At 64.5% G+C, this 25,275-nt stretch carries 31 protein-coding genes; 2 read left to right on the top strand and 29 right to left on the bottom strand.

Features of this window, described 5'->3' with window-relative positions; genetic code table 11:
* Nucleotide 1: 1 nt before the first annotated feature.
* From MRBLMA1_RS06250 to MRBLMA1_RS06200, 11 genes are all read right to left on the bottom strand, one after another.
* On the bottom strand, nucleotides 2-1,165 hold the full coding sequence (locus MRBLMA1_RS06250) for a hypothetical protein (protein WP_363735671.1): 1,164 nt from the start codon (nucleotides 1,163-1,165) through the stop codon (nucleotides 2-4).
* Nucleotides 1,166-1,196: 31 nt separating this feature from the next.
* Nucleotides 1,197-1,433: a hypothetical protein gene (locus tag MRBLMA1_RS06245; RefSeq protein WP_363735670.1), complete on the bottom strand. Its 237-nt coding sequence runs from the start codon at nucleotides 1,431-1,433 to the stop codon at nucleotides 1,197-1,199.
* Nucleotides 1,434-1,450: 17 nt separating this feature from the next.
* Complete coding sequence (locus MRBLMA1_RS06240) at nucleotides 1,451-1,924, bottom strand: hypothetical protein (protein ID WP_363735669.1); 474 nt, start codon at nucleotides 1,922-1,924, stop codon at nucleotides 1,451-1,453.
* Nucleotides 1,921-2,646: a hypothetical protein gene (locus MRBLMA1_RS06235; protein WP_363735668.1), complete on the bottom strand. Its 726-nt coding sequence runs from the start codon at nucleotides 2,644-2,646 to the stop codon at nucleotides 1,921-1,923. Before MRBLMA1_RS06235 ends, MRBLMA1_RS06240 begins: the two co-directional genes overlap by 4 nt.
* A gap of 4 nt (nucleotides 2,647-2,650) precedes the next feature.
* Nucleotides 2,651-3,013, bottom strand: coding sequence for a head-tail joining protein (locus tag MRBLMA1_RS06230; RefSeq protein ID WP_363735667.1), 363 nt, complete (start codon nucleotides 3,011-3,013; stop codon nucleotides 2,651-2,653).
* A gap of 3 nt (nucleotides 3,014-3,016) precedes the next feature.
* Nucleotides 3,017-3,364 (bottom strand): hypothetical protein, encoded by a 348-nt coding sequence (locus MRBLMA1_RS06225; RefSeq protein ID WP_363735666.1) that lies wholly within the window; start codon nucleotides 3,362-3,364, stop codon nucleotides 3,017-3,019.
* An 84-nt stretch (nucleotides 3,365-3,448) separates the two neighbouring features.
* Nucleotides 3,449-4,483, bottom strand: a complete 1,035-nt coding sequence (locus tag MRBLMA1_RS06220; protein ID WP_363735665.1) for a major capsid protein — start codon at nucleotides 4,481-4,483, stop codon at nucleotides 3,449-3,451.
* A gap of 88 nt (nucleotides 4,484-4,571) precedes the next feature.
* On the bottom strand, nucleotides 4,572-5,240 hold the full coding sequence (locus tag MRBLMA1_RS06215; RefSeq protein WP_363735664.1) for a head decoration protein: 669 nt from the start codon (nucleotides 5,238-5,240) through the stop codon (nucleotides 4,572-4,574).
* 87 nt (nucleotides 5,241-5,327) lie between these two features.
* Nucleotides 5,328-6,695 (bottom strand): S49 family peptidase, encoded by a 1,368-nt coding sequence (locus MRBLMA1_RS06210; protein WP_363735699.1) that lies wholly within the window; start codon nucleotides 6,693-6,695, stop codon nucleotides 5,328-5,330.
* Nucleotides 6,696-6,760: 65 nt separating this feature from the next.
* Complete coding sequence (locus MRBLMA1_RS06205) at nucleotides 6,761-8,464, bottom strand: phage portal protein (RefSeq protein WP_363735663.1); 1,704 nt, start codon at nucleotides 8,462-8,464, stop codon at nucleotides 6,761-6,763.
* 3 nt (nucleotides 8,465-8,467) lie between these two features.
* The gene (locus MRBLMA1_RS06200) at nucleotides 8,468-8,707 is read right to left on the bottom strand and encodes a hypothetical protein (RefSeq protein WP_363735662.1); all 240 of its coding nucleotides are present in this window, start codon (nucleotides 8,705-8,707) and stop codon (nucleotides 8,468-8,470) included.
* Between the two features lie 320 nt (nucleotides 8,708-9,027).
* Between MRBLMA1_RS06200 and MRBLMA1_RS06195 the strand changes: the two genes are divergently transcribed.
* Complete coding sequence (locus MRBLMA1_RS06195) at nucleotides 9,028-9,312, top strand: zinc ribbon domain-containing protein (protein ID WP_363735661.1); 285 nt, start codon at nucleotides 9,028-9,030, stop codon at nucleotides 9,310-9,312.
* Here the strand turns inward: MRBLMA1_RS06195 and MRBLMA1_RS06190 are convergent.
* From MRBLMA1_RS06190 to MRBLMA1_RS06110, 17 genes are all read right to left on the bottom strand, one after another.
* Entirely contained in the window at nucleotides 9,309-11,450 is a 2,142-nt protein-coding gene (locus MRBLMA1_RS06190) for a terminase gpA endonuclease subunit (protein WP_363735660.1), read from the bottom strand. The two genes, MRBLMA1_RS06195 and MRBLMA1_RS06190, sit on opposite strands and share 4 nt — an antisense overlap.
* Complete coding sequence (locus MRBLMA1_RS06185) at nucleotides 11,443-12,042, bottom strand: hypothetical protein (RefSeq protein WP_363735659.1); 600 nt, start codon at nucleotides 12,040-12,042, stop codon at nucleotides 11,443-11,445. Before MRBLMA1_RS06185 ends, MRBLMA1_RS06190 begins: the two co-directional genes overlap by 8 nt.
* A 207-nt stretch (nucleotides 12,043-12,249) precedes the next feature.
* Complete coding sequence (locus MRBLMA1_RS06180; RefSeq protein ID WP_363735658.1) at nucleotides 12,250-12,930, bottom strand: hypothetical protein; 681 nt, start codon at nucleotides 12,928-12,930, stop codon at nucleotides 12,250-12,252.
* A gap of 283 nt (nucleotides 12,931-13,213) precedes the next feature.
* Nucleotides 13,214-16,516, bottom strand: a complete 3,303-nt coding sequence (gene dnaG / locus MRBLMA1_RS06175) for a DNA primase (RefSeq protein ID WP_363735657.1) — start codon at nucleotides 16,514-16,516, stop codon at nucleotides 13,214-13,216.
* Nucleotides 16,517-16,588: 72 nt separating this feature from the next.
* Nucleotides 16,589-17,038: a hypothetical protein gene (locus MRBLMA1_RS06170; protein WP_363735656.1), complete on the bottom strand. Its 450-nt coding sequence runs from the start codon at nucleotides 17,036-17,038 to the stop codon at nucleotides 16,589-16,591.
* Nucleotides 17,035-17,634, bottom strand: a complete 600-nt coding sequence (locus MRBLMA1_RS06165; protein ID WP_363735655.1) for an MT-A70 family methyltransferase — start codon at nucleotides 17,632-17,634, stop codon at nucleotides 17,035-17,037. The genes MRBLMA1_RS06170 and MRBLMA1_RS06165 overlap by 4 nt, the downstream gene beginning before the upstream one ends.
* Complete coding sequence (locus MRBLMA1_RS06160; protein ID WP_363735654.1) at nucleotides 17,631-17,837, bottom strand: hypothetical protein; 207 nt, start codon at nucleotides 17,835-17,837, stop codon at nucleotides 17,631-17,633. The genes MRBLMA1_RS06165 and MRBLMA1_RS06160 overlap by 4 nt, the downstream gene beginning before the upstream one ends.
* Complete coding sequence (locus MRBLMA1_RS06155; RefSeq protein ID WP_363735653.1) at nucleotides 17,837-18,115, bottom strand: hypothetical protein; 279 nt, start codon at nucleotides 18,113-18,115, stop codon at nucleotides 17,837-17,839. Before MRBLMA1_RS06155 ends, MRBLMA1_RS06160 begins: the two co-directional genes overlap by 1 nt.
* A gap of 2 nt (nucleotides 18,116-18,117) precedes the next feature.
* Complete coding sequence (gene dnaN / locus MRBLMA1_RS06150) at nucleotides 18,118-19,332, bottom strand: DNA polymerase III subunit beta (RefSeq protein ID WP_363735652.1); 1,215 nt, start codon at nucleotides 19,330-19,332, stop codon at nucleotides 18,118-18,120.
* A complete protein-coding gene (locus tag MRBLMA1_RS06145) occupies nucleotides 19,329-19,616 on the bottom strand; it encodes a hypothetical protein (RefSeq protein WP_363735651.1) in 288 nt (95 codons plus the stop codon). Before MRBLMA1_RS06145 ends, dnaN begins: the two co-directional genes overlap by 4 nt.
* Entirely contained in the window at nucleotides 19,613-20,161 is a 549-nt protein-coding gene (locus MRBLMA1_RS06140) for a hypothetical protein (protein ID WP_363735650.1), read from the bottom strand. The genes MRBLMA1_RS06145 and MRBLMA1_RS06140 overlap by 4 nt, the downstream gene beginning before the upstream one ends.
* Complete coding sequence (locus MRBLMA1_RS06135; RefSeq protein ID WP_363735649.1) at nucleotides 20,158-21,897, bottom strand: DNA cytosine methyltransferase; 1,740 nt, start codon at nucleotides 21,895-21,897, stop codon at nucleotides 20,158-20,160. The genes MRBLMA1_RS06140 and MRBLMA1_RS06135 overlap by 4 nt, the downstream gene beginning before the upstream one ends.
* Nucleotides 21,897-22,244 carry an acyl carrier protein gene (locus MRBLMA1_RS06130; RefSeq protein WP_363735648.1) on the bottom strand — a complete coding sequence of 116 codons (348 nt, stop codon included), beginning with the start codon at nucleotides 22,242-22,244 and terminating at the stop codon, nucleotides 21,897-21,899. The genes MRBLMA1_RS06135 and MRBLMA1_RS06130 overlap by 1 nt, the downstream gene beginning before the upstream one ends.
* Nucleotides 22,241-22,648 carry a hypothetical protein gene (locus MRBLMA1_RS06125; protein WP_363735647.1) on the bottom strand — a complete coding sequence of 136 codons (408 nt, stop codon included), beginning with the start codon at nucleotides 22,646-22,648 and terminating at the stop codon, nucleotides 22,241-22,243. The genes MRBLMA1_RS06130 and MRBLMA1_RS06125 overlap by 4 nt, the downstream gene beginning before the upstream one ends.
* Nucleotides 22,645-22,926 (bottom strand): hypothetical protein, encoded by a 282-nt coding sequence (locus tag MRBLMA1_RS06120; protein WP_363735646.1) that lies wholly within the window; start codon nucleotides 22,924-22,926, stop codon nucleotides 22,645-22,647. Before MRBLMA1_RS06120 ends, MRBLMA1_RS06125 begins: the two co-directional genes overlap by 4 nt.
* Before the next feature lie 2 nt (nucleotides 22,927-22,928).
* Nucleotides 22,929-23,405: a phage regulatory CII family protein gene (locus MRBLMA1_RS06115; protein WP_363735645.1), complete on the bottom strand. Its 477-nt coding sequence runs from the start codon at nucleotides 23,403-23,405 to the stop codon at nucleotides 22,929-22,931.
* Nucleotides 23,402-23,755, bottom strand: coding sequence for a hypothetical protein (locus MRBLMA1_RS06110; protein WP_062117706.1), 354 nt, complete (start codon nucleotides 23,753-23,755; stop codon nucleotides 23,402-23,404). The genes MRBLMA1_RS06115 and MRBLMA1_RS06110 overlap by 4 nt, the downstream gene beginning before the upstream one ends.
* 35 nt (nucleotides 23,756-23,790) lie before the next feature.
* Here MRBLMA1_RS06110 and MRBLMA1_RS06105 point away from each other — a divergent pair, with 35 nt between their 5' ends.
* Nucleotides 23,791-24,633: a S24 family peptidase gene (locus tag MRBLMA1_RS06105; RefSeq protein WP_363735644.1), complete on the top strand. Its 843-nt coding sequence runs from the start codon at nucleotides 23,791-23,793 to the stop codon at nucleotides 24,631-24,633.
* On the opposite strand, the gene MRBLMA1_RS06100 is transcribed toward MRBLMA1_RS06105, so the two are convergent.
* Nucleotides 24,621-25,151, bottom strand: a complete 531-nt coding sequence (locus MRBLMA1_RS06100; RefSeq protein ID WP_363735643.1) for a hypothetical protein — start codon at nucleotides 25,149-25,151, stop codon at nucleotides 24,621-24,623. The genes MRBLMA1_RS06105 and MRBLMA1_RS06100 overlap by 13 nt on opposite strands.
* Between the last annotated feature and the right edge of the window lie 124 nt (nucleotides 25,152-25,275).

Below are 25,275 nucleotides of genomic sequence, written 5' to 3'. Positions count from 1 at the left end.
CTCAATAGAACAGCAGATAGACCCAGCTGTCAGGACCAACAGGCTGATAGGGCAGCCCTTCGGCAAGGATGCCGTCCAGGTCCTCCTCCTCATTGCCGGTGTAGGCGATGGCGGGCATGAACAGCGACACGCGGTTGCCGTCCACCTCCCCCCAGTTGAGCCAGAGAGGCTTGGTCGTGCCGTTGACCATGTCGGACCAGGCGTTGCGGTCGGTCAGGGTCAGCATTTGCGGATTGATGCGGCCCGTCGGCTTGCGGTCGGTCACGCGCGCAGGATCATAACCATATTGCGCGCCGGGGCAGTCGCCCTGCGAAATGACGTTGCCCCAATCGAGCGTGAAGTTGCGGAAGCACACCCGAGCGCCGCCGAGGAAGGCGTCAGCATCGCGCAACGGGCGCGGGCGAGTGGCGTCGAAGGTGCCCGCGGCGGGATTGGACACTTCCTCCGGATCGGACAGGATGCCGCGAACGGTGAAGGTGAATTTCGCCGTCTGACGGGTCTGCACCGCCAGGGCGCAGTTGGCTGCGCCACCCAGCAGCTTCTTCAGGATCGCGTTCCCGGCGCCGCTGTTCTTCTGGTAGACATAGCTGCTGATGTTCTTCAACGCCGCAGAGACAGGGACGTAGAGATTGCCCGCCTTCACCGAATAGGTGGTCGTGTTGTCGGGCGTGACATCCCAGTTCGGATAGACCGCCGCCAGCTTGCTCGTGGTGTTGTAAGCGGTGATGACGCGCGTCTGACCCGGCCCTGTGCCGCCGGTGGTTTCGATGACGAAGCCGACGAGGCTGGTCGAAGGCGCGCCCGCTGCCAGCGTGATCGACCCCGTCGCGCCAGCCTGGGCCGTGCCCGTGCTGTTCGCCGCCAGCGTCGTCAGTCCCATGGCCGACGCCTTCAGATAGGGGTCGACCTCCGGCGCGGTGCCGGGAGTGCCGGAGCCCTTCACGAAGATGCGCTGGCTGTGCTCGGCATAGCCGCCGCCGACAATCGACTGCTGGCTATCGAGCGAGCCCGTCACCTCATTGGTCTGCTCCAGTTCCATGTTCGGAGCAACGCGCGGCTCTTCGCACAGCACGGCGTCGGCCGACGGCGTCGGCGACGCATCGGTGCCGGAGGTGGTTTCCACCTTCGCCAGCACGAGGCGGTTCTTGATCAGGAAATCACCCATCGGTCACGGTCCTTTGCTTGGATGGTCGGAATTATTTGGTCTTGCGACCGCTGGCAGTCGGCTCCGGCGCGATCGGCGCAGGCGGATCGGTCAGATCGCCCTCGGGCGGCGTCACCGGAGCGCCATCTTCGCCCTTCAGCGTGTCAGCCAGATCGGCCAGCGCCGCGGCGCGGGCCTGCGCGTCGACATTCACCGCCTCGCCATCCTCGCCGATGACATGCGTGTCGCCGCTGCGCGGCTCGAAGCTCATGCCCTTCTTCTCGTCCATGACTGTCTCCTTGTCGTTCACGGGCCGACCTGCGAGGCGTCGCCCTCGCGGGTCATGAACCGTGCTGAAAAATCCATGACGAGGCCGCCGACGACACGGGCCCCCTTCTCCGCGCGACCGTAAACGGGGTCGCTGCCGCCTCGCGGATCGATGCACTCCACCAGGCCGCCCAGCTGGATGTCGTCGGGATCCAGCAGAGCATCCATTATGGCCACAAACCCCGCGTCGATCAGCGCCTCTGCGGTGAGACCCTCTGATTCCTTCTCGCGGACGATGAGCCCCACCGAGAATTCCACTTCGTCCTCCTGCACCCCGCCGCTGAGCCCGCGCGGGTCAAGCAGACCCCCATCGAACAGCACCAACGCATTGAGCTGGTCGTCACCCAGCGGGTCACGCGGATTGCGCACCGCCGTCACCCAGCTAAGTGCGGCCTTCACGCCCTCTACCTTCGCCAGCACGGCCTGCAGCACCTGTTCGCGCACACTGCTCATGACGCCGATCCCGTCGTGCCGCTCTGCCCCAGCAGGGAGAGGAAATTGTTTTCAAGCTCCGGCCCGGCAGCGACCAGGATGGTGTCGATCCCCCGCAGCGACGCCGGGAAGCGCAGCGAGTCGACCAGCGTCGCCAGCAGCACCACGCGGCCGCCGCGCTTGGCGCCCCCGCTTTTCTTGAAGGCCCGCATGAGGAACGATTTGCCGGGCTCAGCGGATTTGCGGATGAAGATGCGGCTGTCGCCGAAATTGCCCACCTGCCCCATCAGCGCGCCCGGCTCGCGCCGGTTGGGAATTTTCAGCTTTCCGCCGTCCCGCGCCGCCAGCGTGCCGCCCTTGATGTGCAGCACGAGGAAGTCGATGAAGCTGCCCGGCCCCTTGCCCCGACCCCATTTGGAATAGACCAGGCCGGTATATTGTCCCCGCGTCGACAGGTCGTTGTAGAATTTCGACTGCGCCGCCGCGTTCGAGACACGACGGTGATTGTTGCCGTGCATCTCCGACCCGCCGAAATGCTGATCGATATAGGTGCGGATCTTGATCTTCACGCTGTTGGTCGTGTGTTCGACCGCGTCCACCGCCGCACCCTTGATGGAGATGGCGTCCTGCGCGAGGATTTCCCGCGACTCCTTCTCCGCCGCCTCGCCTGCGATCTCGATGCCGAAGCCACGACCGAAGCCGCGCTCGTAGCTGGTGAGCTTGCGTCCCGGCACGAAAACCATGACGTCAGTCCACCAGCACGAGGTCGGCCGCCCACATGAAGCCGGTCTCGTCCAGCTTCGGCTCGCCGATCACGTCGAGCGTCTCGGCGCCAGGCAACGGGTCGCCATCCTCGTCGACGGGCACAACGATGCGGGCACCGCGCCCGACCGTGGCGACCTCGTCGGCATTGATCCAGACGGCGCGCTCCGCACCCGATGCCGCCGCTTCCCCGACCGCCATGCGGTTCTTCCCCTGCCCGCGATCATAGACGATCGTGCAGACGACGGCATCGCCGCTGCCGCCACCTGCGGGGGTGAACAGCGCCAGCTCCGCGAACTCGCTGGACGAGAAGAAGCTGGCGCGATCCGAAGCGGATTCCACCGGCATGGATCAGCCTGCCTTGCTCGACTTGATGAGCGCGATCAGGCCATCCTTTTCGGTGCCCGGCTCGATCGCGACCTTGCGCATCAGCAGCACAGCTTCCAGCTCGGCGCCGGAAAGCAAGTCCAGATCGGACAGGTCGTCGACATCGGCATGCATTACATCGCGCTCGATGATGACGCCCTTCGCCTTCAGCCCGTCCACGGCCTTGGTGTTCAACCCCAGCTTCTTCAGAACGGCGCTGGTGAGATGCGTTCCCTTCTCGGCGACATGCCGTTCGATCTCGCCCTCTTTGCCTTTGACCGGCACACCGCCGCGAAGCTGCTGCGCCGCGACCAGAATTGTCTTCGTGGCCATGGATGGCCTCCTTTGTACTCACGAAAAGCGGCCGCCACCGTGCAGGGCGGCGGCCACAGGTTAGGCGGAGGAGAGGATACCGCCTTATCGAACCGTAGCGCAGAGCGTCGCGTTGATGCGCTTCGGCACCGGAATGGGCGCCGACGCGCTTTCCAGAAGCTCGGCGCCGGTGTTGTCGTCGATCCAGTTCTTCGAGAAATAGGCGCCCTTGCCATATTGGTTGCGCGCATCCTGGATGAGGCCGAACGCGGTGACACCCTCAATGCCGCCCTGGCTGACCAGGATGACGGTATAGTCGGGCAGCAGCGCCTCGATCGAACCCGAGTCATTCTCGAACTTGTCATTGTAGACATAGAATTCGATGTTGCCGTCGCGGCCCTTGAACACCGGCGAGCCAGGCAGCTGGACAGTGAGACCCAGCTCATAGGCGACGCTGGTCTGACCAAGGGTCTTGTCCAGGGCCTTCTGCGCCTTGGGATCGGCGATGTAGAGCCCCCATGCTTTGCGGTCCATGACGACGATATTGACCGCGCCGCCGGATTCTTCACCGACCTCGTTGATCCATTCGTCCACATCGTCATAGGGCGAGATGCCGGTTTCGCCCCAACGATCGCTGGTCAGCAAGGTTTTGGTGAGGCCAGCGCTGCGCTGATAATCGACCGTGGTTGCCGGATAGTCGGCGCTCGATAGCACCAGCGTGCCGGTCTTGAGGACCGATGCCGCCATCCATTCGACGCGACGGTCGATCTTCCGGCGATGACCGTTGAGCAGGTCGAAGATGATCAGCTCGTGGCGTTCGGCCGCGCTCAGTTCGCCCCAAGGCTTCTCGCCGGCGATGCGCTTCATCACCTGGCTCGCGGGCACGGGGTTGCGCGGCTTCACATAGGCCGGGACGATCGACTCCTTCTGGAAGCCGCGCGGCTGCTGGACCTTGCCCGGCGAATAGGGCGAGACCAGCGGCGCGAGGCGCAGGTCGTCCAGCACGCGGTCCATCGACACCTGCTCGGTGTCGAATTCCAGCAGACCGGGAAAAGCGATCTTCATCAGGAAATTGCCGGGGATGAACAGGGAGTCGATCATCGGCAGCAATTCTTCGGTGCCGTAAAGTGCGTCGGGCATTTGCTCTACCTTCCATGAAAATAAACCCCGGCTTCACGCGGAAGCCGGGGTGCGACCCGGTGGGCCCGGTTGATGGTGGGTGACACGATCAGTCGTCGATCAGGATGCCCTTCAGGCGCAGGCCCTCGCGAATGCTCGCGATCGTGTGGCCGGCGCCAAGGGTGAGCGCCCCGGAAACGACGTTGGCCGTCTCATAGGCAATCGCCTCGATATCGCCGCCGCTGGCGTCGACATCATAGGCCAGCACCGTGTCGGGCGTTTCGGAGCCGTCGACCGCCGCAGCGAGCGACAGCTTGTACTTGCCCGAACCGGCGGCGTAATCCACCACGACCGGGATACGATCGCCCGCGACGAAGTCGGTCGACCCGTCGGCCAGGGTGAAGTTGATCGACCCATTATAGGCTTGGCCCACCACGCCAGCGCCATCAAGCGAGCCGTCGGGCTTGATCACTTCGAACGTGCCGCCATTGGCCGCGGGCTCGATGATGACGACCTGATACGTTCCCTCCGGAGCGCCGGAATCGGACGTAACTGTGCCGATGGAGCCGTTGCCGGGGGTACCCGCGGGGGTAGCGGAGACCGCTGCACCGGGGGTGACAGTGACGGCGCCCAGCGCGATCGCGCCGATCACCGCACCTCCGACCAGATTCTGGCCGGACAGGATCGTCACCTTGCGGGTGGTGTAGGAGCCGGAAGCAAGCAGATGCTTCGGGCTGTAGGGGGTTTCCTGCGAATAATCGGCCCGTTCATAAGCCATGATGCATTCCCTTCACGAAAAAGGGCGGCCCATCGGGACCGCCCTGCGATACTCCAATGGGGCAAGCCCCGCATGATGTTGGGCGGATCAGCCCCGGGCGGGCAGACCGGGGATCTTGCCGCGGAAGCGAGCAACAGCCGCCTCGCCGCGATTGCCCTTATCGCCGGTGCCCGCACCGCGCGCCGCGCCACCGCTCGGGAGAGCATCGGTCTTGATCGCGTCGGTCTTCGCCGCTTCCAGCGCGGTCGCGGTTGCAGCCTTCGCCGCCTGCGCCAGCCCGATCGCGTAATCGCCCGCGCTGGTGCCCTCGGTCATGGCCTTCGACAGCGAAGCGCTGATCGTGCTGTCGCTATCCAGTTCAGCAAGCGCACTGATGCGTTCGCGTTCGGCGGTGGTGGCGGCAGCCGTCGCGTTGGCCGAGGCCGAGGCAACTGCAGCATCCAGCTGCGCCTGAGTGTGCACGGGCGTGTCGTCCGCCGGTGCGGGATTCGGAGTGCTCATCGTCGTTCCCTTCGTGGATCGCGCACCGGGCGCGGTTGGTGCGGAGCGGCTATTCATGCCGCCACCGTTCAATTGCTGGGCAAATTCCCTCAGGGACTCATCCCAGTTCATGAACTTGTCTACGAGACCCTGCGACAGGGCGTCCTCGCCTGAATAGAAGCGCGCCTCTTGTGCGACGATCGCGTCACGGCTCATCACGGGGCGCGCGGCAGCGACATGATCGATGAAGGATGCGGCACAGGCGTCCACAGCGGCCTGAAGCCGCTCCAACACATCGGCCGCAAGCGGCATAACGGGCGAACCGTCCGCCTTGTGCGGGGCGCTTGTGATCAGCGTCACCGCGATGCCTTCCTGCTCCAGATTCTTGGACCAATCGGCGTGCATCATGATTGCGCCGATCGACCCGACCATACTGTAAGGCGCGGCCGTCACCTGACCAGGAGTGGCGCAGCTGACGATTGCATAGCCAGCGGACGCAGCACAGCCGCGAATGATGGCACGGATCGGCTTGTCCTCACGGATAGCGATCAGCTGCTGGCAGAATTCCAGCATATCGACCACCTCGCCGCCGGGGCTATCGACGTCGATGACCAAGCCTTTGACCTTTGGGTCGGCGTGAGCGTAGCGGGCTTTGTAGAGTAGCCCATCATATCCGGTGGCACCCGAAGCTGGGTTGAGCCCATTTTCCGCCATCAACGTTCCGCGCACCGGAATGATCGCGGCGCCGTTCCACGTCTCGTAGGGATCGACAATCTGTCCAGTGTTCCAATCGCGCGCGGCGATGTCGTCGTCGCCGGGCATAGTCTCCATGTCGACACGAGCCGTCGCAGCTAGTTGCTGCAGCGTGCCGATCGGCACCGCTGGTCCGTCCTGGCCCGCGACGATCAAGGACCCAACATTCAGGCGCGGACCTATGACGCCCAGGACGATCTGCGCCTTCTCCGGCGTGATCATCACCGGACGATTGAACGCCCGCTGCGAAATATCGACCAGCGAGAACGCGCGCGCACCCGACCTGCTCATTCCTGCTCTTCCTTCTGACTGGAGGGCGCCGTTTCGTTCCCGCCGCCCTTGGCGTTCGGAATCGGCAAGCCGCCATCCACAAACCGCTTGTGCTCGGATGCCCGCACCGTGACGTTGCTGTCATAATCGCCGCCGTTGAGGCCGGCGGTGATCTGCGCGCCGGTCGACCAGGCATGCGCCTCATAAACCTCCAGCGCCTTCGCTTCGCGCGCCGGGTCCAGCGTGATCTTGCCATCACCCCTGTGGCGCGCCCGCGACCATGCAGCGCGCCGCGTCGCATTGGTAAGGAAACCCGGCATCTTGTAGATGCCCCGCACGACCTGCTCATGCAGCCAGCATGAATAGCTGACCTGACACCACATCGACGACAGCCATTCCCGCTTGGGCATGACATGGGTCAGGTAGAAAACCTCCAGCGCGCCTCGGCTTGCCGAATAGCTCGCAGTGAAGTGCAGCAGCAGGATTTCATAGGGCACCTTGGTCGCAGCCGAGAGCTGCCGGACCATGCCGAGAAAGAAAGGATCGAACGCCGGATTGGGCCGACCCGGCGACTTCACATCGACTTCGGACTCGCTGTCGATTTCCAGCACCGACCCGGCTTCCATGCGGATGTTGCCGCCACGATCGCTGCCGTCACCACTGTAGGCGCCGCCGCCCGACACCATGCGGGCTTCTTCGCTTGCGGCGCCATAATCGGCTTCGGGCATGCTGCCCGCGCCGGGGGACTTGTAGACGATGGCCAACATCGCGGTCATCACGGCCGCGAACAGTTCCGCGTCGGTGAGGTCGGACACCTGGCGCAATATCTCCAGAACAGGCGCCAGGACGGGAATACCCCGCGTCTGCCCGCCGCGTCGCTTCGACATGATCAGCACAGCGCTGGGCAAGCCGCTCTTCTCGCCCCAGATCGGAATGCGAACCGTATCCCCCGCCGTGCGAGCATAACGTCCGCCGAACGCGCCATCGGGCGCCTTCTTCAGCACATGCACCGCGACGGGCGCGTTATACCCGTCGACCTCGACGCCATCGGTGCAGACGTTGCCGGCGCCGTTCAACGGCTTGCCTTCGACATGCCCCATCGGCGAGACGATCCAGTCCGCCTCGACCAGCTTCCACGCGGTGAAATGCGTGCGGCCCAGCTGATCGTCAGCCCAGCAGCGCAGCGGCACGATGTCACCGGACTCCAGGACCCCGCGCATGACGATTTCCTGCAGGCCATATCCAGTCGTTCCCCGCTCCGCGTCGGGATCGGTGGACGACATGTAGTCGTCATAATCCTTGGCGATCTGCCGGTTGAGAGCCGCAGCGTCTTCATCCGATAGACCCACCGCCGCCCCGTCAATCTCCGGGATCGCCATAAGGCCCGAACCGACGGTGAAGTCGATCGGACGCTCGACGGCCGCCGTCCCCAGCGGAATGTTCATGGCCGCATGGCGAGACCGGGCAATCAGCGTGTCGCGCTTCGCGGCGTCCTGGTTGGGTGTCCGCAGCTTTGCAGCCCAGCCCCGCGTCTGTCGCCGATCCGACTGCCCGCCATAATAGCCGCCCTGTCCCGTGACCTGACCGCCGGGGCTGATCGGCAAGCCCGCCGTCATCGACGTGGCCGCCGTCAGCGCCGCCCGAGCCGCGAAGCGGCGCGCACCGCGTTCCGGCGACACCGCCGCGACCATGCGGTCGAAGAAATTCTGGCGGACGCGCATTCGTCAGCGCCCTACCATGACGCCACGCCGCAAGCGGCCGCGCACGATCGGCGCGCCGCTGGCGTTGGCGATCTCGTTGCGGAGGGAATCAATCCCCTTGCGGATTTCAGCGAGCGAAGCGCGCGTCAGCTCGCGCCCATCTGGCATCTTGTAGGACTGGTTCCGGAGCACGGCCGCTTCTGCTTCGAGATAGGCAGCAAGCCGGGCTTGCAGCTGCTCGATCTCTGCCGGGGTGAGGGCCATGAATATCTCCGGGATGCACGCGCACAAAAAGACCCGCCTCCGGGCGCCGGGGGCGGGTCTGTTCGTGCACAGCTCTTCTGACCTTCTGGCCTATGTCAAATAAACGATTCCGCCGTCAAGTTTTGGAGCCGGAGCAGGGGTAGAGGGGCAGGATGCCAAGTATCCGTATAATAGGCGACTAATAAAATCAGCAGAGATATGAGTGGCGCGACCCTTGGTCCGCCATGATACAAGAGCCGGTCAGGACACCAGCGATGAGGCTATGGACGAGGAGCGGCAACCGGCATACATTCCGGCCATGAACGCGGTTGGGGGTTAGCGTGGGCGTATTATTTGTTCTGGTCATCTGGCTGGGTTCGATTGTGCTGTGCGTGAAGATGGCGCAAGCGCGCGACCGCGAACCTGTTCTATGGGGCGTACTCGGCGCGACGTTCGGAATTTTCGCCATTCTCTTGCTCGCGCTGATCGGACCAGGATCGCCGTCCCCGACGGGAATCACGCGCAATGCGAAGATGCGGAAATGCCCAGCCTGCGCGGAATTCATCAAGGTGGAAGCCATCAAATGCCGCTATTGCGGCACCGCCATCGAACCGGCTGTAGCCTAACCGCGCGACACTCGCACCGACCGCCGCGGACGCGCATTTCTGGATGAAGGTCTAAGAGCCGCCGGCACGTTCGCCGGCGGCTCCTCCCGCCCCAGCTCAACAGGATCCGGCTGCGGCTCAGGCATCAGCTTTCGCGGCGCATCCTTGGGAGGCCGCGCCCAATCAGGCACCCACGCGAAACTCGCATCATTGCCGCCGAAGCGCGTGACTACCACGCAACCCTGAATGTAGAGGTCCCACGTTTCGTTCGCGCGGTGCGGCTCGCGCGTCCACTGACCGTTCACGTTCGTCTCGGCCCGCAGCTCGGCCAGGTAAGGAAACGAGCCGTCATCGGCCTGCGGAAGATTGTTCGGAAAAGCGATGTAGCCGGGCCCTTCCTCCGCGCGCTTCAGGCGAACATCGGCGATATCCTTGTAGCGGTTGACGTTCGGCACGAACAATTCGGCCTGGGGCGCACCCTTGATCTGGCGCTTCGCATCGACCGTCGGCGGCGGAAGCAACTTGCCCTTGGGATTGTTGCCGCCCTTCAGCAGCGTGATCGCGGTCGGCGGCAGCGGCGGTCGACCTGATCCGATGTCGCCCGACACCATGCTATGCCACCAGGCAAAGGCATTGTCGGTCGCCCCATCGAGACCGCCCGTATCGACCGACGTGTTCATAATCTTCATGCGCAGATGGGGCGCGCCGGCCATGGGATATGTGCGCGAAAGCACGCGGGCATGCAGCACCGACCAATCCTCGGGTCGGTTAAACGGGCGCAGCGGGCGCTCGCGGCCGTTCTCAATAGTGGTCAGCACGGCGAACCTGTCAATCAACCAGCAGCGGAAACCTACGCCGAAGCCCCACACCGCAACCTCGAACCGATTGCCCTGCTGGTCGATCGTCGCGACAAGACAGAGAACGCCAGGAGGAACCTCGCCCATCCGGTAATAGGAATTGCGCGCGCGCGTGAAGAGCGCATCCTCGGTGACCGCTGGCTCACCATCCTCGCGCGGTACGAAGTTCCGGCCGACCACAGTATTGTCGAACGACACCAGCGCGGCGGCATCCTGCTCGATCGAGAAGGAAATCTCCGCTTCGCGCGCAAGTTTGGCGATTTGCGCCCAAGGACGGAAACCCATCAGACCTTCGAGGCGAAAGGTCGCCCGATCGGTCCGGATCAAGTCGCCAACCTTGCCAATATCGCTCTCGCGCAGCGACACTGCACGCTCCCCGCGGCCGACCCAGCGCCCCGTCGACATCAGCATGCGCTTGTCGGACTGGAGATGAAGGCCGCCGCAATCCGGGCAGACGACCGCCGCGCTGGCGGCGGCATCTTCGCCCGTGCCGCTCCGGTCGTAATGCAAAAGGTCGAAGCATAGCCGCCAAGGCGTGGCGCATTGGAGGCAATCGACAAACCACCGCTCATCGGTTCCGCTGGCGACCAGCGCCTCGATACCCTTGGTCCGACCCAGCGTTGGACTTGAATTCGCGTAGATCTTGGTCCGGCCATAGGCGGCGAAGCTGGCCATACGGCCTTCCATCAGGCCGAGCGCACTGCCCTGGTCGGAAACGTCGGTCGAGAATTCTTCGAAGTCGTCCATACGACCACGCGGGAACGGCTTGGCGCGGAAGGTTGGGCCACCAGGCCACAGGAAGTGAAGGTCGCACCCGCGGAATCGCTTCAGGTTGATATTGTCCGCCGAGACGCCGCCGAGCTGGCGCTCGCGCAGGATGCCGGCATTGCCATCCTTGTCGACCGCAAGGTCAAGCATCTTGTCGAACTGGGTCGTCACATAGCTGTTGATCAGGTCCTTGGTCGGCGCGACGAACAACAGGTCGGCTTGGTCATAGAGGATCGTGTGCAGCTGCCAGTTATTGCCGATTTCCGATTTGCCGGTCTGGCTGGGCCCCATGACGCCCACGACCGAATAAGGCGAGTCCCCATGCAGGCAGTCCATCGGTCGATCGAGGCAGCGCATATCGTGCGGGCTGTCGCCCCACGGACCGGAATAGGCTCCGGGATTCATCAGCACGCGGTGGCGGCGCGCAGCTTCCGAAATCGAAACCTTCTCGGGAAAGCGCAGCGCCTCCAGCGCGTCGACCAGGACAGCGCGGGCGCTGGCTAGGGCCGGAGCTGGCAGCGCGGCTTCAAGCATCGGCGTCGGTTCCCCCTTCCGCAATTATCTCGATCTTCATCTCATCTGCAATGGTCCGAAGAAAATCGTCGACCGCGCGGCCCAGCATGCCTTCCAACGGGGTAACGCTTTGCGGCGCCAGCCCCTCGCGGATGGCGAACTCGCCGGGCACCTGTAGCAGCCGGCGCCGCAATTCCGCACCAGCGGAGGAGAGCGCGTGGACCATCTCGTGCCGATCGAGCAGGTCGCCCATCATCTTGCGATATTTGGCCGCCGCCTCCGCAGCCGCATATTCCTCCCGGCGTTGCTTGCCGGACATGCCCAGCTGGGCCGGGGCCTCGACCTGGTCGCCGATCAGGTCCAACCGCATCTGCGCCAGCTGCGCGCGGCGCTCAGCACTCAGCTGCTCATCGTTTTCGCGCTTCGCCCGCCACCATGAGACGCCGCCCCGCGCCTCGATGCGGTAACCGCGCCCCCGGTCGCCGCGCTCGATCAGCCAGGTCGCATCGTCCGGAACTGCCTTCAGATAGCCGCGCATCGTCTCGCCGGTGGTGCCGCACAAATCGCAAAATTCCTCCAGGTTGACGATCAGCTCTTGCGGTTGGTCAGTCATGCCGTTTGCCCCGTTTCGCGCAATTTTCTTGCGCGCAGTCCAAAACACCAATCAAAAACCCAAGGTTTTCCGCCATTTCTGAAACACGCGCGGACTGCGCTGCCGCACCGCATACGCGCTGGGTCGGTCGGGAGGACCCGTAGGGGGGTGCCCCCCGGGCCTCGGGCCGCCGGTCAAGCGAAATCGGACAGGTGCGAACCGATGGCATCAGGCGTCGCCCTGGCCCGCGGTTTCCCACGGCGCCTGCGGAGCCGAGGGCGGACGGACCGTGAAGCCCATCGACCGCATCGACAGCTGCCACGCCAGCGCGTCCAGCGCCCCCCACCAGCTGAGATAGGCGAGGCGCCGACGAGCCAGCTCCTCGCGCGTGACTGTCGGGATCACACTGCAGAAGGTCGGCGACGTGCCGCGCCCGGTCCGTTCGACCTGCGCATCTTCCCAACGCTTCACCCAAACGACCGCCCGATACCAATGCTTGGGATCTTCCCACCCGTCAGGCCGACCACCCAGGCGCGCATGGAAGGCCACCATGCGGCCATTGTCGATAGTCGCGAGCAGAGCCGCCACGGTCTCAGCCGCCGGATGGACCGTGTCGCGCACGATCCGACCTGAATAGTCGATACGGCAACCCATGTGGTTGATATCGCCAATGGCCGCGCAGCCATCAGATGAACGGCCCCTTGCCTCCATGCCCGACGCTTCGACCTCGATCGAATGCAGGCCGATAGTGGCAAAGCGATCCACCTTCTGATCGCGATAGGCCCATATCGCCAGCTGCTCGACATCGACCGAGCCGGTGCGCTCCCACGGGCGAGCCAGCGGCGCGAAGTCCTGTTCCCGCGTGCTGCGATGCCCCGGCAGGGCACCCGAACGAATGATCATCACCATGCGCTGCGCTCCCTTCCACCAGCGGAAGGGATGAGGAAGCGACGAGCGCCCCACACTTCCACCGCCAAGCCTTTGTTCTTTTTCATTTCTTTCTACCTCAAATGATTATTTGGAAGGATTGGAAGGGTTATTGATTATCTAATGTTCATGCATGCCTGCGCGCACACGCACATGCGCGCCATAGCGTTTCGCTAAACCTTCCAAACCTTCCAAACCCGTACAAATCCGCCCTTTCTTCCTTCCGGCGATGCTTCCGCCACCCTTCCAAATGGAAGCATCGTCATCATTCGTCCTCCGGCCAGAAGGGGACGTAATCGTCACCGTCATCGGGTGGACCGACGCCACCACCATGGTCGACAGGAGGCCCGGCATCGGATGTAGGCGGGCCGTCGTCGCGGAACGTCACGACATTGCCGTGCTCATCCACGAAATCATGCTTCTGCTTGACCAGCTTCAGCCCCAGCCATTGCATCCCGTTCGACTGTTTGTTGTCGAAGCCCCGGTCTTTCATGGCCTTGCTGAAGCCCTTCTGCTTCCATTCAACCTCGCCTGCCGCCTTGGCCCAGGCGCAGAAGACCTCATAGAGATGCGACGACTGAACGCGCGCCGACTGATCTTCGACCGTGCACATGCGGAGGAAACTGGCCAATGGGTCGCTATCGTCACGATAGGCTTCGGACTGGCGCTTCACATCCTCCGGCTCGATGAAGCCATTGTCCATCCAGTCGATCAGCCCCCGCACCATCCACGCGAGGATGCCGGGATATTCCTTCTTCAGCCGATCGGGCAGCGTCCGGTCGCGCTCATGCTTTTCCAGATGCGATTCCCACAGCAGCACCTTCACGCGGCGCCAGATGCCCTCCGTACCCTGCGGAATGTCAGGCTTGGCGTTGCACCACAGCGTCCATTTGAACGATGGCGTGAAGCGGAAGAAGGACCGGAAATTGTCGCGCGCCAGCATCGGGTCGCCGCCGGTGACACTGTTGATCAGCGCCTCATTGATCTTGGCACCCTTTTCGGGCTCGCCCGAGGTGAGGAAGCGCACGCCGGGCAGGCGCACGATGTCCGGCGTCGCCTGGTCGCCGCGCTTCTTCGGCCCGTCGTTCATGAAGGTGTCGACGTTGGTGATGTCGCCATAATCGCCGGTGGCCTCCCGCATCGCGTTGCCCACCGTCGATTTGCCGTTCGCAGCCGTCGGCCCCCACCAGATATGGAAGATTTGCTCCCCCATCTCGCCCGTCAGATTATAGCCGCCCCACTGGCGCAGGTATCGGCGGCGATCCTTGTTCGGCTGCGCCCACCGGACCAGCTTCTGCCATTCGGGCGCTTCGGCCCCCGGATCATAATCGCAGGCGGTGATCTTGGTCAGCAGGTCGGCGCGATCGTGCGGACGCAATTCGACACGAGCCGAGCCTTCCTCATCCGGCGGCAGAAAATGCAACGTGCCGTTCTGGCAGTTGAGCACCATCGGATTGGTATCGAAGGAAGTCAGCTCGACTGTCAGCCAGCGCTTCACCAGATTGGGGATGCAGCTGAGCCGTCCCGACGCCTCCGACGCGCGGCCCCAGCGGCCGATCAGGTCGGACAGCAGGACCGTCTGCCCCTTCTTCACGTCGACGACCATGTCGAGCCCGTGCTCGGGATTGCCCTGATTGACCCAGATATTCCATTGCACCAACTCGAACTTGCCGGCGCTTTCATCCATCTCATCGACGATGTCCGGCCGCCGCACGCCGCTGTCGCGAATAACCGATGCCTCGCGCTGTATGGCGCGGATGGTTTCGAAGACGCCCGCCTGCACCTCCGACGGCGTGACATCCTTTTCCTGGTTCAGCACCTGGTAACGGCGCTGATCCCAGCCCAGCCATCCCTTGGCCGTAGTGTAGAGATAGTCGCGGCCGAACCGGGCGTGGAAGCGCTCGGCGTTGCCGAGGTCGGTGCGCTCGAACCCGGCGCACTGGAAATCCAGCAGCGTCGGTCCCGGATCGAAGCCGCGCTGCTCACCGGCGGCGAAGGCGCGCGCGACATCATCACCGCTGTCGGTGCCGCAGCCATCTTCCGCTTGCGCCAGCGCGTCGACGAGACGGTCGACCTCCGGCTGCGCTTCCTCGACCGTCAGCAGGCCATAATCCACCCGCCGCCCTAGTTCCCACGCCCAGCGGCAGATCGCCTTGGCGGTGATGGGGCAATGGTCGACGCTGCGACGAAGCCACAGCTGGCTCAGCCGTTTCAGCCGCGCCCCCACCTCCCCCGGCAATGTAGAGAAGGCCGCCACGCTTCCATTCGGAAGCATCTCTTCTTCAGATAACCCCGGGGGCGGCGGGGGAAAGGCAGCGGCGTAGCGGGCATCCCATTCGACGCGATACTGTGCGCGGGTTTCCTCATCCTGGATGCCGGCGGCGAGACGGCCGAGGCGGCGACGCAGCGCGCTGCGCCCCTCAGGCGTCGAGGTATCGGCGGCGGCCAGCTCCACCTGCCAGAGGAAATCGAACATGGGCTGGGCAGCATCGAGCACCGCCTCGATCGCCGCGCGACCGCCTTCCCGTTCCAGATCGTCGGGATCCTTGCCCTCGGGCAGCAGCGCGACCGACAGCATCTTGCCCGGCCCGACCATCGGCAGGGCGCGCTCGCATGCCTTGACCGCAGCCTTGCGCCCCGCGCCGTCGCCATCGAACAACAGCACCGGATGATGATGGATGCGCCAGGCACGCTCCAGTTGCGCCTCGGTGAGCGCGGTACCCATCGGCGCGACGCACTCGACGATCTCCGCGCGGTCCATCGCGATCACGTCGAAATAACCCTCGACGATCGCCAATCTGCGCGCAGTGCGCGCCGCCGGCGCCGCACGATGATGGTTGAACAGCAGCCGACCCTTGTCGAAGGTCTCGCTGTCGGCGCTGTTGAGATATTTGGGATCGGGCGTTTCGCCGTCCCGGTTCGGCAGCGCACGAGCGCCGAAGCCGACCACCCGGCCGCGTGCATCGTGAATCGGCACCATCAGCCGGCCCCGGAAATAGTCCCGCCGAAGGCCGGCCTGATCGCCGCTCTGTTCGACCAACAGTCCGGCGTCGAGCAGCGCATCGGTCGACGCACCGCAGCCAGCAACCGAGTTGCGCCATGACGAGAGGCCGAGGCCAAACGCCTGCGCCTGGGCCAGCGTCACGCCACGGTCGATCAGCCACTGCTTGATGGCGGGCGTGCGATCGAGCTGCTGCGCATAAAAGCGCGCGGCCGCACTCAGCACATCGCCGGTGCTGGCCGCCTTCGCTTCCCGCCGTGCATGCTCCGGCGTCGGGGCGGGAACATCCAGTCCGGCCTTGTCCGCCAGCTCCTTCACCGCATCGATGAAGGTCAGGCCGCGATGATCGGTCAGCCAGCGGATGGCGTCGCCATGCGCGCCGCAGCCGAAGCAGTGATAGAAGCCCTTGTCGTCGTTGATGGTGAAGCTGGGCGTCTTTTCATTGTGGAACGGGCAGCACGCCTTGTGCTCGCGCCCCGCCTTTTCGACTTTGATCGACCCGCCGATCAGCGCGGACAGCGTCGTCCGATCGCGCAGCTGGTCAAGGAATTGAGGCGATAAGGACACGAACACCCACCCCGAAAATCAGGCAACTCAAACAAATCTCTCGAAAGTCGCGGCCTTCAGGCCGACGGCCCCCTATTCCCCTTCATGCCCGATCAGCATGCCCGCGATGTCGGCGCGGTCCCCCGTCAGATACATCCATGGATGATGTTCGACCGCGGCAACGATCTCCGCCGGCGGCAATAAGAAAGCCAGCGCAGCGTCACCCACGCTGCTATCACCCCAGCCGTCATGATTGAGCGAGGACCAGACCTGCACTGCTTCCCCAAGGTCGCAAGGCAGACCGCCTACCGCTTCCGCTGCCAGTTGCAGCGGCAGATTGAAGGTCATGGCAACGTCGAGCGAAGAGCCGACGGATGCGACCGTTTGGGTCATCATCCAGCGCGCCACTGCGCCCCGGACCAGCTCACGTCCCGGCATGCCACTGCCATCGCTGTACGGATCATCGTCCGGATCGTAACAGTTCCAGCTATCCGGATCCGCGCCCCAACGCGTGACCCAAGGCTTCTTCGCTTCTTCTGTCATGCCGCCTCCCCAAATTTGTCTGTCTGATTGCCCCAAGATGACCAGCCCGGCCGCGTGGTGCGGGCGAACAGCTCCAGCCTTGGCCCGCCAACCAGCGCTTCGATCCTGTCATATTGATCGTCGGGTTTCCGGCTGTGCTCGCGCCGCCGATCGACGATCACCTGGCGCACGCCCTTCGACAGGCGCTCCGGCTTGCCGCGCGTAAAGAGCAGGCAGATTTCCGCCTGCTTGCGCGTCCAATATCCCATCGACATGAGCGGATCCGGCAAGTCGCCGGTGAAGAGGTCGAACTGCGCCTCATACATGCCGGTCTTCAGCCAGATGAAGGCGACCGTCTTCAGCTCGAAACCCCAGGCCCGGCCCAGCTCGATCGCGACGTCGACATGGCTGTCGACGATCCACATGAACAACGCCGCATCCTTCGCCGCGTGCGCGCCCACCGGCAGGGCCATGATGTCATCCAGCTCCATCGTGCGGTAGTGATCCTCCGCCGAGCGGTGCGGCGTCATATTCTCGCCGGAAAAGGTGCGGAACGCCCACGGCGGATCCGCGAGCAGGCATCCAAAGTGACCAAGTGGCAGGCCGCCCAAGCTCATGCTTCACCCCCAGGGCCAACGATCGCGCCGATTTCGGCCATGATGCGCGTTGCCCGCGCTACATCCCGGCACCGCGCCCCCGCGCTTGTGCAATCCATGGCGATGCGCGCCAGCTCCTCGACCTTGCGCGCACGGCGATACAGCTCGCTGGCAGGCAGCAAGGCCGGACCGTCGGCGGGGTCAAAGGAGCCGGCGACGCCCATCAGGCCAGACCCTGTTCGCGGATGGTGGTCACACCATCATGATAATGGACCGAGACGCGCTGTGCGTCCGTGCCGGGTTCGGGATCAACCGCGAGGCCCAGCACCTTCATCATGTCGAGCATCGGCTTGAACCGGGCCACATAGACATCGAAGTCTTCGCGAGTGAGAAGACTTGCTCCGCATTTCGGGCAGGGCATTCCAACCTGCGCCTCCAGGATTTCCTCGACATCCTCGCGGTGATCGCATCCGGCGGCGTCGCATTGCAGAAAAGCACTCATCGTCAGACCCTCATCGGCATAAGGACGTAGAAGGACGTGGCCTGCTCATCCTGCCGCCACAGCGTCGGCCCGGCGGGGTCGCTCATCAGCACTTCGGCAGCACCGGCCGCCAGATGGTCGAGCACCGCCAGCAGATAGCTGCCGTTGAAGCCGATCGTCAGCTCGCCGCCCTCATGCGCGACCGCCAGCTCTTCGGTGCCGCGTCCGTTTTCCGGGCTGACCGACTCCAGCTGCAGCATCTCGCCGCCGAACACCGCCTTCACCAGCCGCGTCTTTTCGGTCGTGACGACGATCACCCGGTCGACCGCTTCGCGCAGGACCGTGGGCGTGAACTCGCACCGCTTGTCGGTGCCGGAGGGGATGACCCGGGTATAATCAGGATACTGGCCGTCGATCAGCTTGGTCGTCAGCGTCACGGTGCCGAAATCGAAGCGAGCCTTCTTGCCGTCGGTCGCGAACTCCACCTCCGGCGACACGCCGTCATCGCCGGGCTTCAAGTCGTCGAGCAGTTTCGCTACCAGCCCGACCGCCTTGCGGCCGAGGATGATGGACGTGAGTCCCTCGCCACCCTCCGGCATGTCGGTGCGGAACACCGCGAGGCGATGCCCGTCGGTCGCGGCCGCGCCCAGCAGTCCCGCCGGGGTCTGGTGCAGATATATCCCATTGAGATAATAGCTGGCCTCCTCGCTCGACATGGCGAAGGCGACGCGATCGATCATCTGCGTCCACACCGAGGCGGGACATTCGAACTCATGCAGCCATTCGGGCGAGCTGAGAATCGGGAAGTCCGCTACCGGCAGCGTCGGCAGGCGGAACCGGGCACGGCCCGCGCTGACGACCAGCTGGTTGCCGTCGAGCACCATGGTCGCCAGCGCCTCTGTCGGCAGCTTCTTGGCGATGTCCTCCAGCAGCTTCGCGCCCACGGTCACCGCAATGCCCCGCGCCTTCTGCGCCTCGACCGTGGCTTCGATCATCGTGTCGAGGTCGGTGCCGGTCAGATACAGGCGACGCCCGTCGCAGTTGATGAGCACGTTGCTCAGGACGGGAATGGTGTTGCGGCTCTCGATCGCGCCCGCCACCGCCTTCATGGCGGCGCGCAGCTGCTTTACCCCCACTTCGATGATCGGCGGATTGACGGGCGCCTTGTCCTTCCCGGCCGCGCCCTGTTCGTCACCTTCTGCCGGCGGCTGCGCCGTCGTGCTGGCTTTCGCCATCATTCTGTCTCCTGCTTGATGCCCAGCCCTTCCTCGAACCGATCGAGGAATTCGGTCATGGGGCGCGTGAATTTCAGGCGGGACATGGCGTTGAGGCAGTAGACCGCCACCAGCTCATTGCCGCTTTCGGTGTGGGCCAACGCCAGCAGCTGATAGGAATCGCCGCTGCCGCGATGGACGAAATTCTTGCCGACAAGGCGGCGGTGCTCATTGTGCTCGGCGAGCAACCGCTCGATCGACTTGCGCTGGTCGGCCTTGGCCGCAGCAGGTTTCCGCCGCGTGCTCATGCTGCCGATTCCTCCTGGTCGAGCCGCTCCACCCACAGGCCCGCTTCGATCAGGCGGCGCATCGCCTGCACCGGCCGCTCACCCGCCGCGACGGCGCTGTCGCACAGCCGCGCCCACAGCTCGCCCCATTGCGAGCGCGCCAGCTGGAGCGCAGCGACCTGGTCGTCGCGGAGCGCCTCATACTGGAGCCGACCGCCGGCTGACAGCCGGGTCACCGTCGCGTCGAGCATGCCGCCGCGCGCGCCGTTGCTGCCGATCGTCCGCGCAGCGCGCCGGTTGGCGCCCATCGCTTCGGCCTCCAGCTTCACCGATTCTGTGATCGAGGAGACGGCATCCGCATCGACCGGCGCAGCCTGCTCCAGCATGGACGGAGAGAGCGCATAGCCGGCAAAGTCCATCTTGCCGCTGTTGCGCAGCGCGCGGACGGCCTCCTGGAAGGTCGCCTTGTCGAGGCCAGCGGCAACCCGCAGCTTGGAGGCGGTCCAACCCTCCTCCGGCTGCTGCGCCCGCAGCACCGCGACGATGCGCTTCTGCGCCGCGCTCATGCCGCGATCCTTTCGGCGGCATCATCGTCGTTGACGAAGTCGACCGAGGCGAGCGCCCGCGCCATCACCGGGCTGACACTGTTGCCGCACATGCGGACCTGCGCCGTCTTCGTTAGCGGACGGCCGTTGACCTCCAGATCGATGATGTAATCGGCGGGGAAGCCCTGGGCGAGGAACAGTTCGCGCGGGCTGAGCATCCGCATGCCAATATCGACGATCGCATATTCCTCGCCGGCGATCGTCACGGTGACGAGGCCGAAGCGCGCTTTTGCCGTGACGGCATGAAGAGGCTCGGTCATTTCCTGCCCGTGCTGCGCGGCGCCATAATATTTGACGAGGAAGGCGCGGACCTCGGCATGGTGTAGCCCGCCGGCGCTAATTGTGTGCAGCGGCGTGTCGGTGGCCTGGCCGTCCTTCGACGTGCCCCGCAGCTTGACGATGTGGCTCGCCACCAGCTGCTGTTGAGTACCGCGCCCGGTGATTGTGCTGACCGGCGACCGAGCGTCGTGGCCCGCGTGCAGTCCGCCCCTTGGCATGCTGTTGTGCTGCGCCATGAAGGCGGCGACCAGATACTGATGCGCGCCGCCGGCCGTGATGGTGTGGTTAGGCTCGTCGCCAGCGGTGTAGGGTTTGCCACTGTTCCGCATCGTCATGAGATGCGGCGCGATCACCGCGATCTCGCCACGATGCGCTCCAGTCACGGTCGGCAGGGGATCCTCTGGACCATAGACCCGTTCGGCACTGCCATGATGGGTGAGCGGTGCGAAATATGGCGCGACCACGGCGAACTCTCCGCCTTTGGCGGTCGTGATGGTGCGCAGTGGCTCGTCACCGGCATAGGCGCGCCCTGATGCCCAGCTGCTGTTGCAGACGGGCACGATGAACGGGTGCGGCGCATTGATGACATAGCGCATGATCCCCGCCGCGATCCGACGGCAGGTGGCATCCTTCAGCGGGCGGGCGCGCTCGAAGATGGACGGGCAGGGAATTGACCAGTCGATAATCTCGGCCGCCGTGCGCCATGGCAGTAGACGACCGCTGATCACCGCCGGACTGCCGGGCTTGCCATGGGTCGGCTTTGGCCAGCTGATCCTGCGACCGTCACAGCGCGCCTTCAGGAACAGGCGCTTGCGCGAGGTCGGCGCGCCATAATCGCACGCCCGCAGCTCCTTCCACTGCACGCGGTATCCGGCGCGCCGCAGCTTCGCGACCCACTGGTTGAACGTCTTCCCCTTCCGCGTCGGACAGGGACGGCCGTCATCGCCGAGCGGCCCCCAGGTGCGGAACTCCTCGACATTCTCCAGCATGATGATGGCCGGCCGCAGCGCGGGGCCGAGCCGGTCGATCCAGTGATGCACCACCCACGCAAGGTCGCGAATGTTCTTCTCAACGGGCTTGCCGCCCTTGGCCTTGGAGAAGTGCTTGCAGTCTGGCGAGAACCACGCGACCCGCACCGCATGGGCGCGCACCAGGCCGTCCCCATCGGCGAAGGTGACGGCCTCCAGCGGATCGATGCTCCACACGCTCTGGCAATGGTGCCGCGCTGCCGGATGGTTGGCGGCGTGCATGGCAACAGCTTCGGGATCATGGTTGATCGCGACATGGACCGGGAAGCCAGCCTGCTCCAGTCCGGTCGAGGCGCCGCCGCCGCCAGCGAAATTGTCGACGTTGATGCCGACGGACCAGTCGCGCTCCAGCGGCGCGCGCGCATCGTCGAGGAGGCTGACCGTCTTCATCAGCAACGCTCCGTTTGATCACACGAGAGGGGGTTGGCGGGAGCTGTTGCGACCCGAAGGGCAGCCCCCGCCGTGCCGGGTGGGGTGAACGAGGCCCCGGCAGAAACATGATCCGTTACCGCGGCGATCACGTCGCCGACGGTTTTGAGCGCCAGCAGCGCATCGTCGCCCAGCACCAGGCCGAAGCGGTCCTCCAGCTCCAGGCCGAGGCTCATGAAGTCGATCTGGTCGAGGCCAAGATCGCGCTCCAGCCGCATGGCCGGGTCGCGCACGTCCCCGCCGCCCACATGGACGGGGCGGATTTGCAGGAGCATCACGGCGACCTGCTCGCCGATTGGGGACGTCATGCGGCAGTCCCCAGCAACTGGCCCGCGAGCGCACGATCAGCCAGCGCCCCGCCGATAGAGGCGACCAGTGCCTCTGCATCACGCTCCGATATCCGAGCTGTCCCGTCGGGCGTGGCAATCAGTATCTCGCGCGTGGCGGGCCGATAGACCGAGATGATGCAGGTCGAAAATCGCCAATGCTGCTGCCGGGGCAGCTGGGCGGTGGCGCGGAACAGCTCCATCCGTCCCGCCGCCACGCAAGCCGAGCAGAACAGCGCTAGCCCGTCGCCCATGATGAAGGCGTCCCATCCCGCTGGGAGCGATGAGGATGGGACGCCCTGGTGCATGGCGTCGCAGGTGCAGCACTGCACCGTGTCGTCATGCACCTGCCGATCGGCGGCGATCGGATAACCCTCGCCGCTCATGCCTTCACCTGCCGGCTGCTGCGCTGCGCTATATAGTCGCGCGTGAAGCGGGGCGGATGCGCCTTGCTCTGGAACAGGTGGACGTAGCCCTGCCCGGCCAGCTTCATCAGCTCGTCATTGACCTCTTCGCTCGCGACATGGGAAGCATGCTCGCCATGGCCATAGAGCAGCCGTGCGCCGGGCTGAGCCGCAAGCACCCATTCGAGCAGTTCTTCGCGATTGAGCTGGCGCCTTGCGGCGCCCCGTTTCGCACCCTGTTCTACCCCACCCCCGTGCATGCCTACCCCCCTTGCGCTTCCAATGCGGCGACCAGTTCCGCCGCAGCGTCCTGAAGTTCGCGCGCCTGCTGCAGCGCGCGCTGCCGATCGGCGCGATCAAGCGCGCAGCCGGTCAAAGCCGTCTTCATCGCGCTCATGACTTCCGATGCTTCCCCGACCACGTCGGCCAGATGCTCGCCAAGGGATCGGCCCTCGCCGGCCTGGCCACCCTCCGGCACCAGCAGGAAACCAGCCTGCCGAGCGAGCGCGCGGGTGATGCGGGGATGGCCGGGCTTGCCGACCGTCAGCTGCTCCAGCTCCGCGACCAGGTCGATCGGCATGAACTCGTCGCGGTTGGACGAGCAGTAGTGCGAGATGCGCGACTGTGACCGGCCGAGCATCTTTGCGACCTTGTCCATCCCCTGCACGTCGTCGACCGCCGCGCGGGTTTCCTTCTTCAGGTAGAGCTGGTCGGTGGAGAGCGTCGCCCCGTTCGTCACGCGGCAGCCCCGAGGTCGGAGTCACTCATGCACTCATCCGCCTTATGAGATGACGCCGCCGCCAGCGCGCTGGCAATATCAGCACCATGGGGCATGATCTCGACAATGCGCTTCGCAGCCTTGGGCATGCGTTCGTCCGGCCAGTTGGCGGGCTCGCTCAGCCAAGCGGTGACACGAGCGTAATTGCGCACGGTGATGTCGCGCCCTTCCCGCACACGGGCGAAGAACTGGCTGCTGGAAATGACCCGCTCAGCTAACACGGTCAGCGGCTTACCCGCCTTCGCTGACCAGATTTCGGCTAGCGCCAACATCGGATCGATGAGAACAGAGGATGGATTGTCTTGGTCCACAGCAAACGACTTCCTCACTTCGGAAGCCGTTACATATGACGGTTTATGCGTCACAGTCAACCGGCACGGATGACGATAGCATGACGGCCCGCAAATCCGCCATAAATGCCGGCATGTCCGACACCCTTAACGACCGTATCAAGGAACGCCTGGAGCTGATTAAGCGATCGGCTTCCAATGTATCGAAGGCAGCGACCGGCAACGAGGATGCGATTCGCCGCATCTATCGCGGTCACATGCCCAGCGGCGAACGGATGGAGATGATCGCCCGCGAACTCGGCACCACGGTCGCCTGGCTGCTGGGCAAGGATGATCAGCCCGCGAAGCCAGAGCCGTCGCTACCGCAGCCTTATAACTTCCCAACCTCCAGCGAGGTGGAGCGAGCTATTCCCGAAATGGCAATCTTCGATAAATTAAAGCTGGGCAAGGATGTCCCCGTTCTTGGGACGGCCATGGGGAGCGATATGCACTTCGACGAAGACGGGCTCAGTAAGATCGTCGAGATGACGGAAATCGACGAAAACGATGTGATCGACTATGTGCGCAGGCCCGCAGGGGTGGCGGGCCGCAAGGATATCTACGCGATCTATCACACGGGCATTTCGATGCAGCCTCGCTTCTTCCCCGGCTGGTTATCGTTTGTGGAGACTCGTCGAGAGCCGAGCATTGGTGACGCAGTGATCGTCCAGGTGGCCCGACCAGAGGGCGAGGAGGGCGACGGCAGGATCTACAGCGTGCTCGTAAAGACGCTGCTGAAACGGACCAAGGAATATATCGAGCTGGAGCAATACAACCCGCCGATAGTGTTCCGTCTGCCCGCGAAGTCCGTGCACCGGATGCACCGAATCATGGAAAATAACGACCTCTACGGTCTCTGATCGGAAGCGACATCCAGACCGGACACGTCGAAGGAGAATTGCGGCGTTCCCTCCCGGAACACGGTCACCTCCACCACGAGTCTGTGGGCACTGATAAGCTCGCGAGCGAATTCTTCGCCGTCTACAATCCGTAGCCGGTTCGGCGAAAAGTCTTCCATCAGCCCAAGACGGAAGCGCCTCGCCGGACGCTCATCAAACCGAACAAGAGCGCTGCACGGAATAGACGGCGAGCAGACTAGCTGGCCATTCGTCAGCTCGATGATCGCGCCCTCCCCACCGGCGGCGTTGCGGGCCAGCCATAGACGCAACTTCGACCCGCCCTGATATGGCCAGGCAAAGTCGTGACCGTTTTCCGACTCCACCACCATGGCCAGGCTATCGCCACCGCGAATAGGATCCGGCTGCCTCAGCACATGCCATTTGCCGGGGCCCTGTTGGACTTGCACGTCCCGCGCGCCGGACATCGGCGCCTGCGTTGATGCCGAAGCCAGCAGCAGGAGTAGCGCCACAGATTGCATTCAGAATTCCCCCGGTCCAACTGCCCAATCATACCCTTGGCACCTCCGATGCGATATCCCGTTACGCGTGCCGCTTGACCCGTCACATATGACGGTGTAGCTAACCCGTCATATGTGACGGAGA

The sequence above is a fragment of the Sphingobium sp. LMA1-1-1.1 genome (genome assembly GCF_040676365.1).
In the GTDB taxonomy this organism is placed as follows: domain Bacteria; phylum Pseudomonadota; class Alphaproteobacteria; order Sphingomonadales; family Sphingomonadaceae; genus Sphingobium.
Note: the sequence above shows the minus strand (reverse complement) of the source record. Positions and strands in the feature narration are given on the sequence as shown.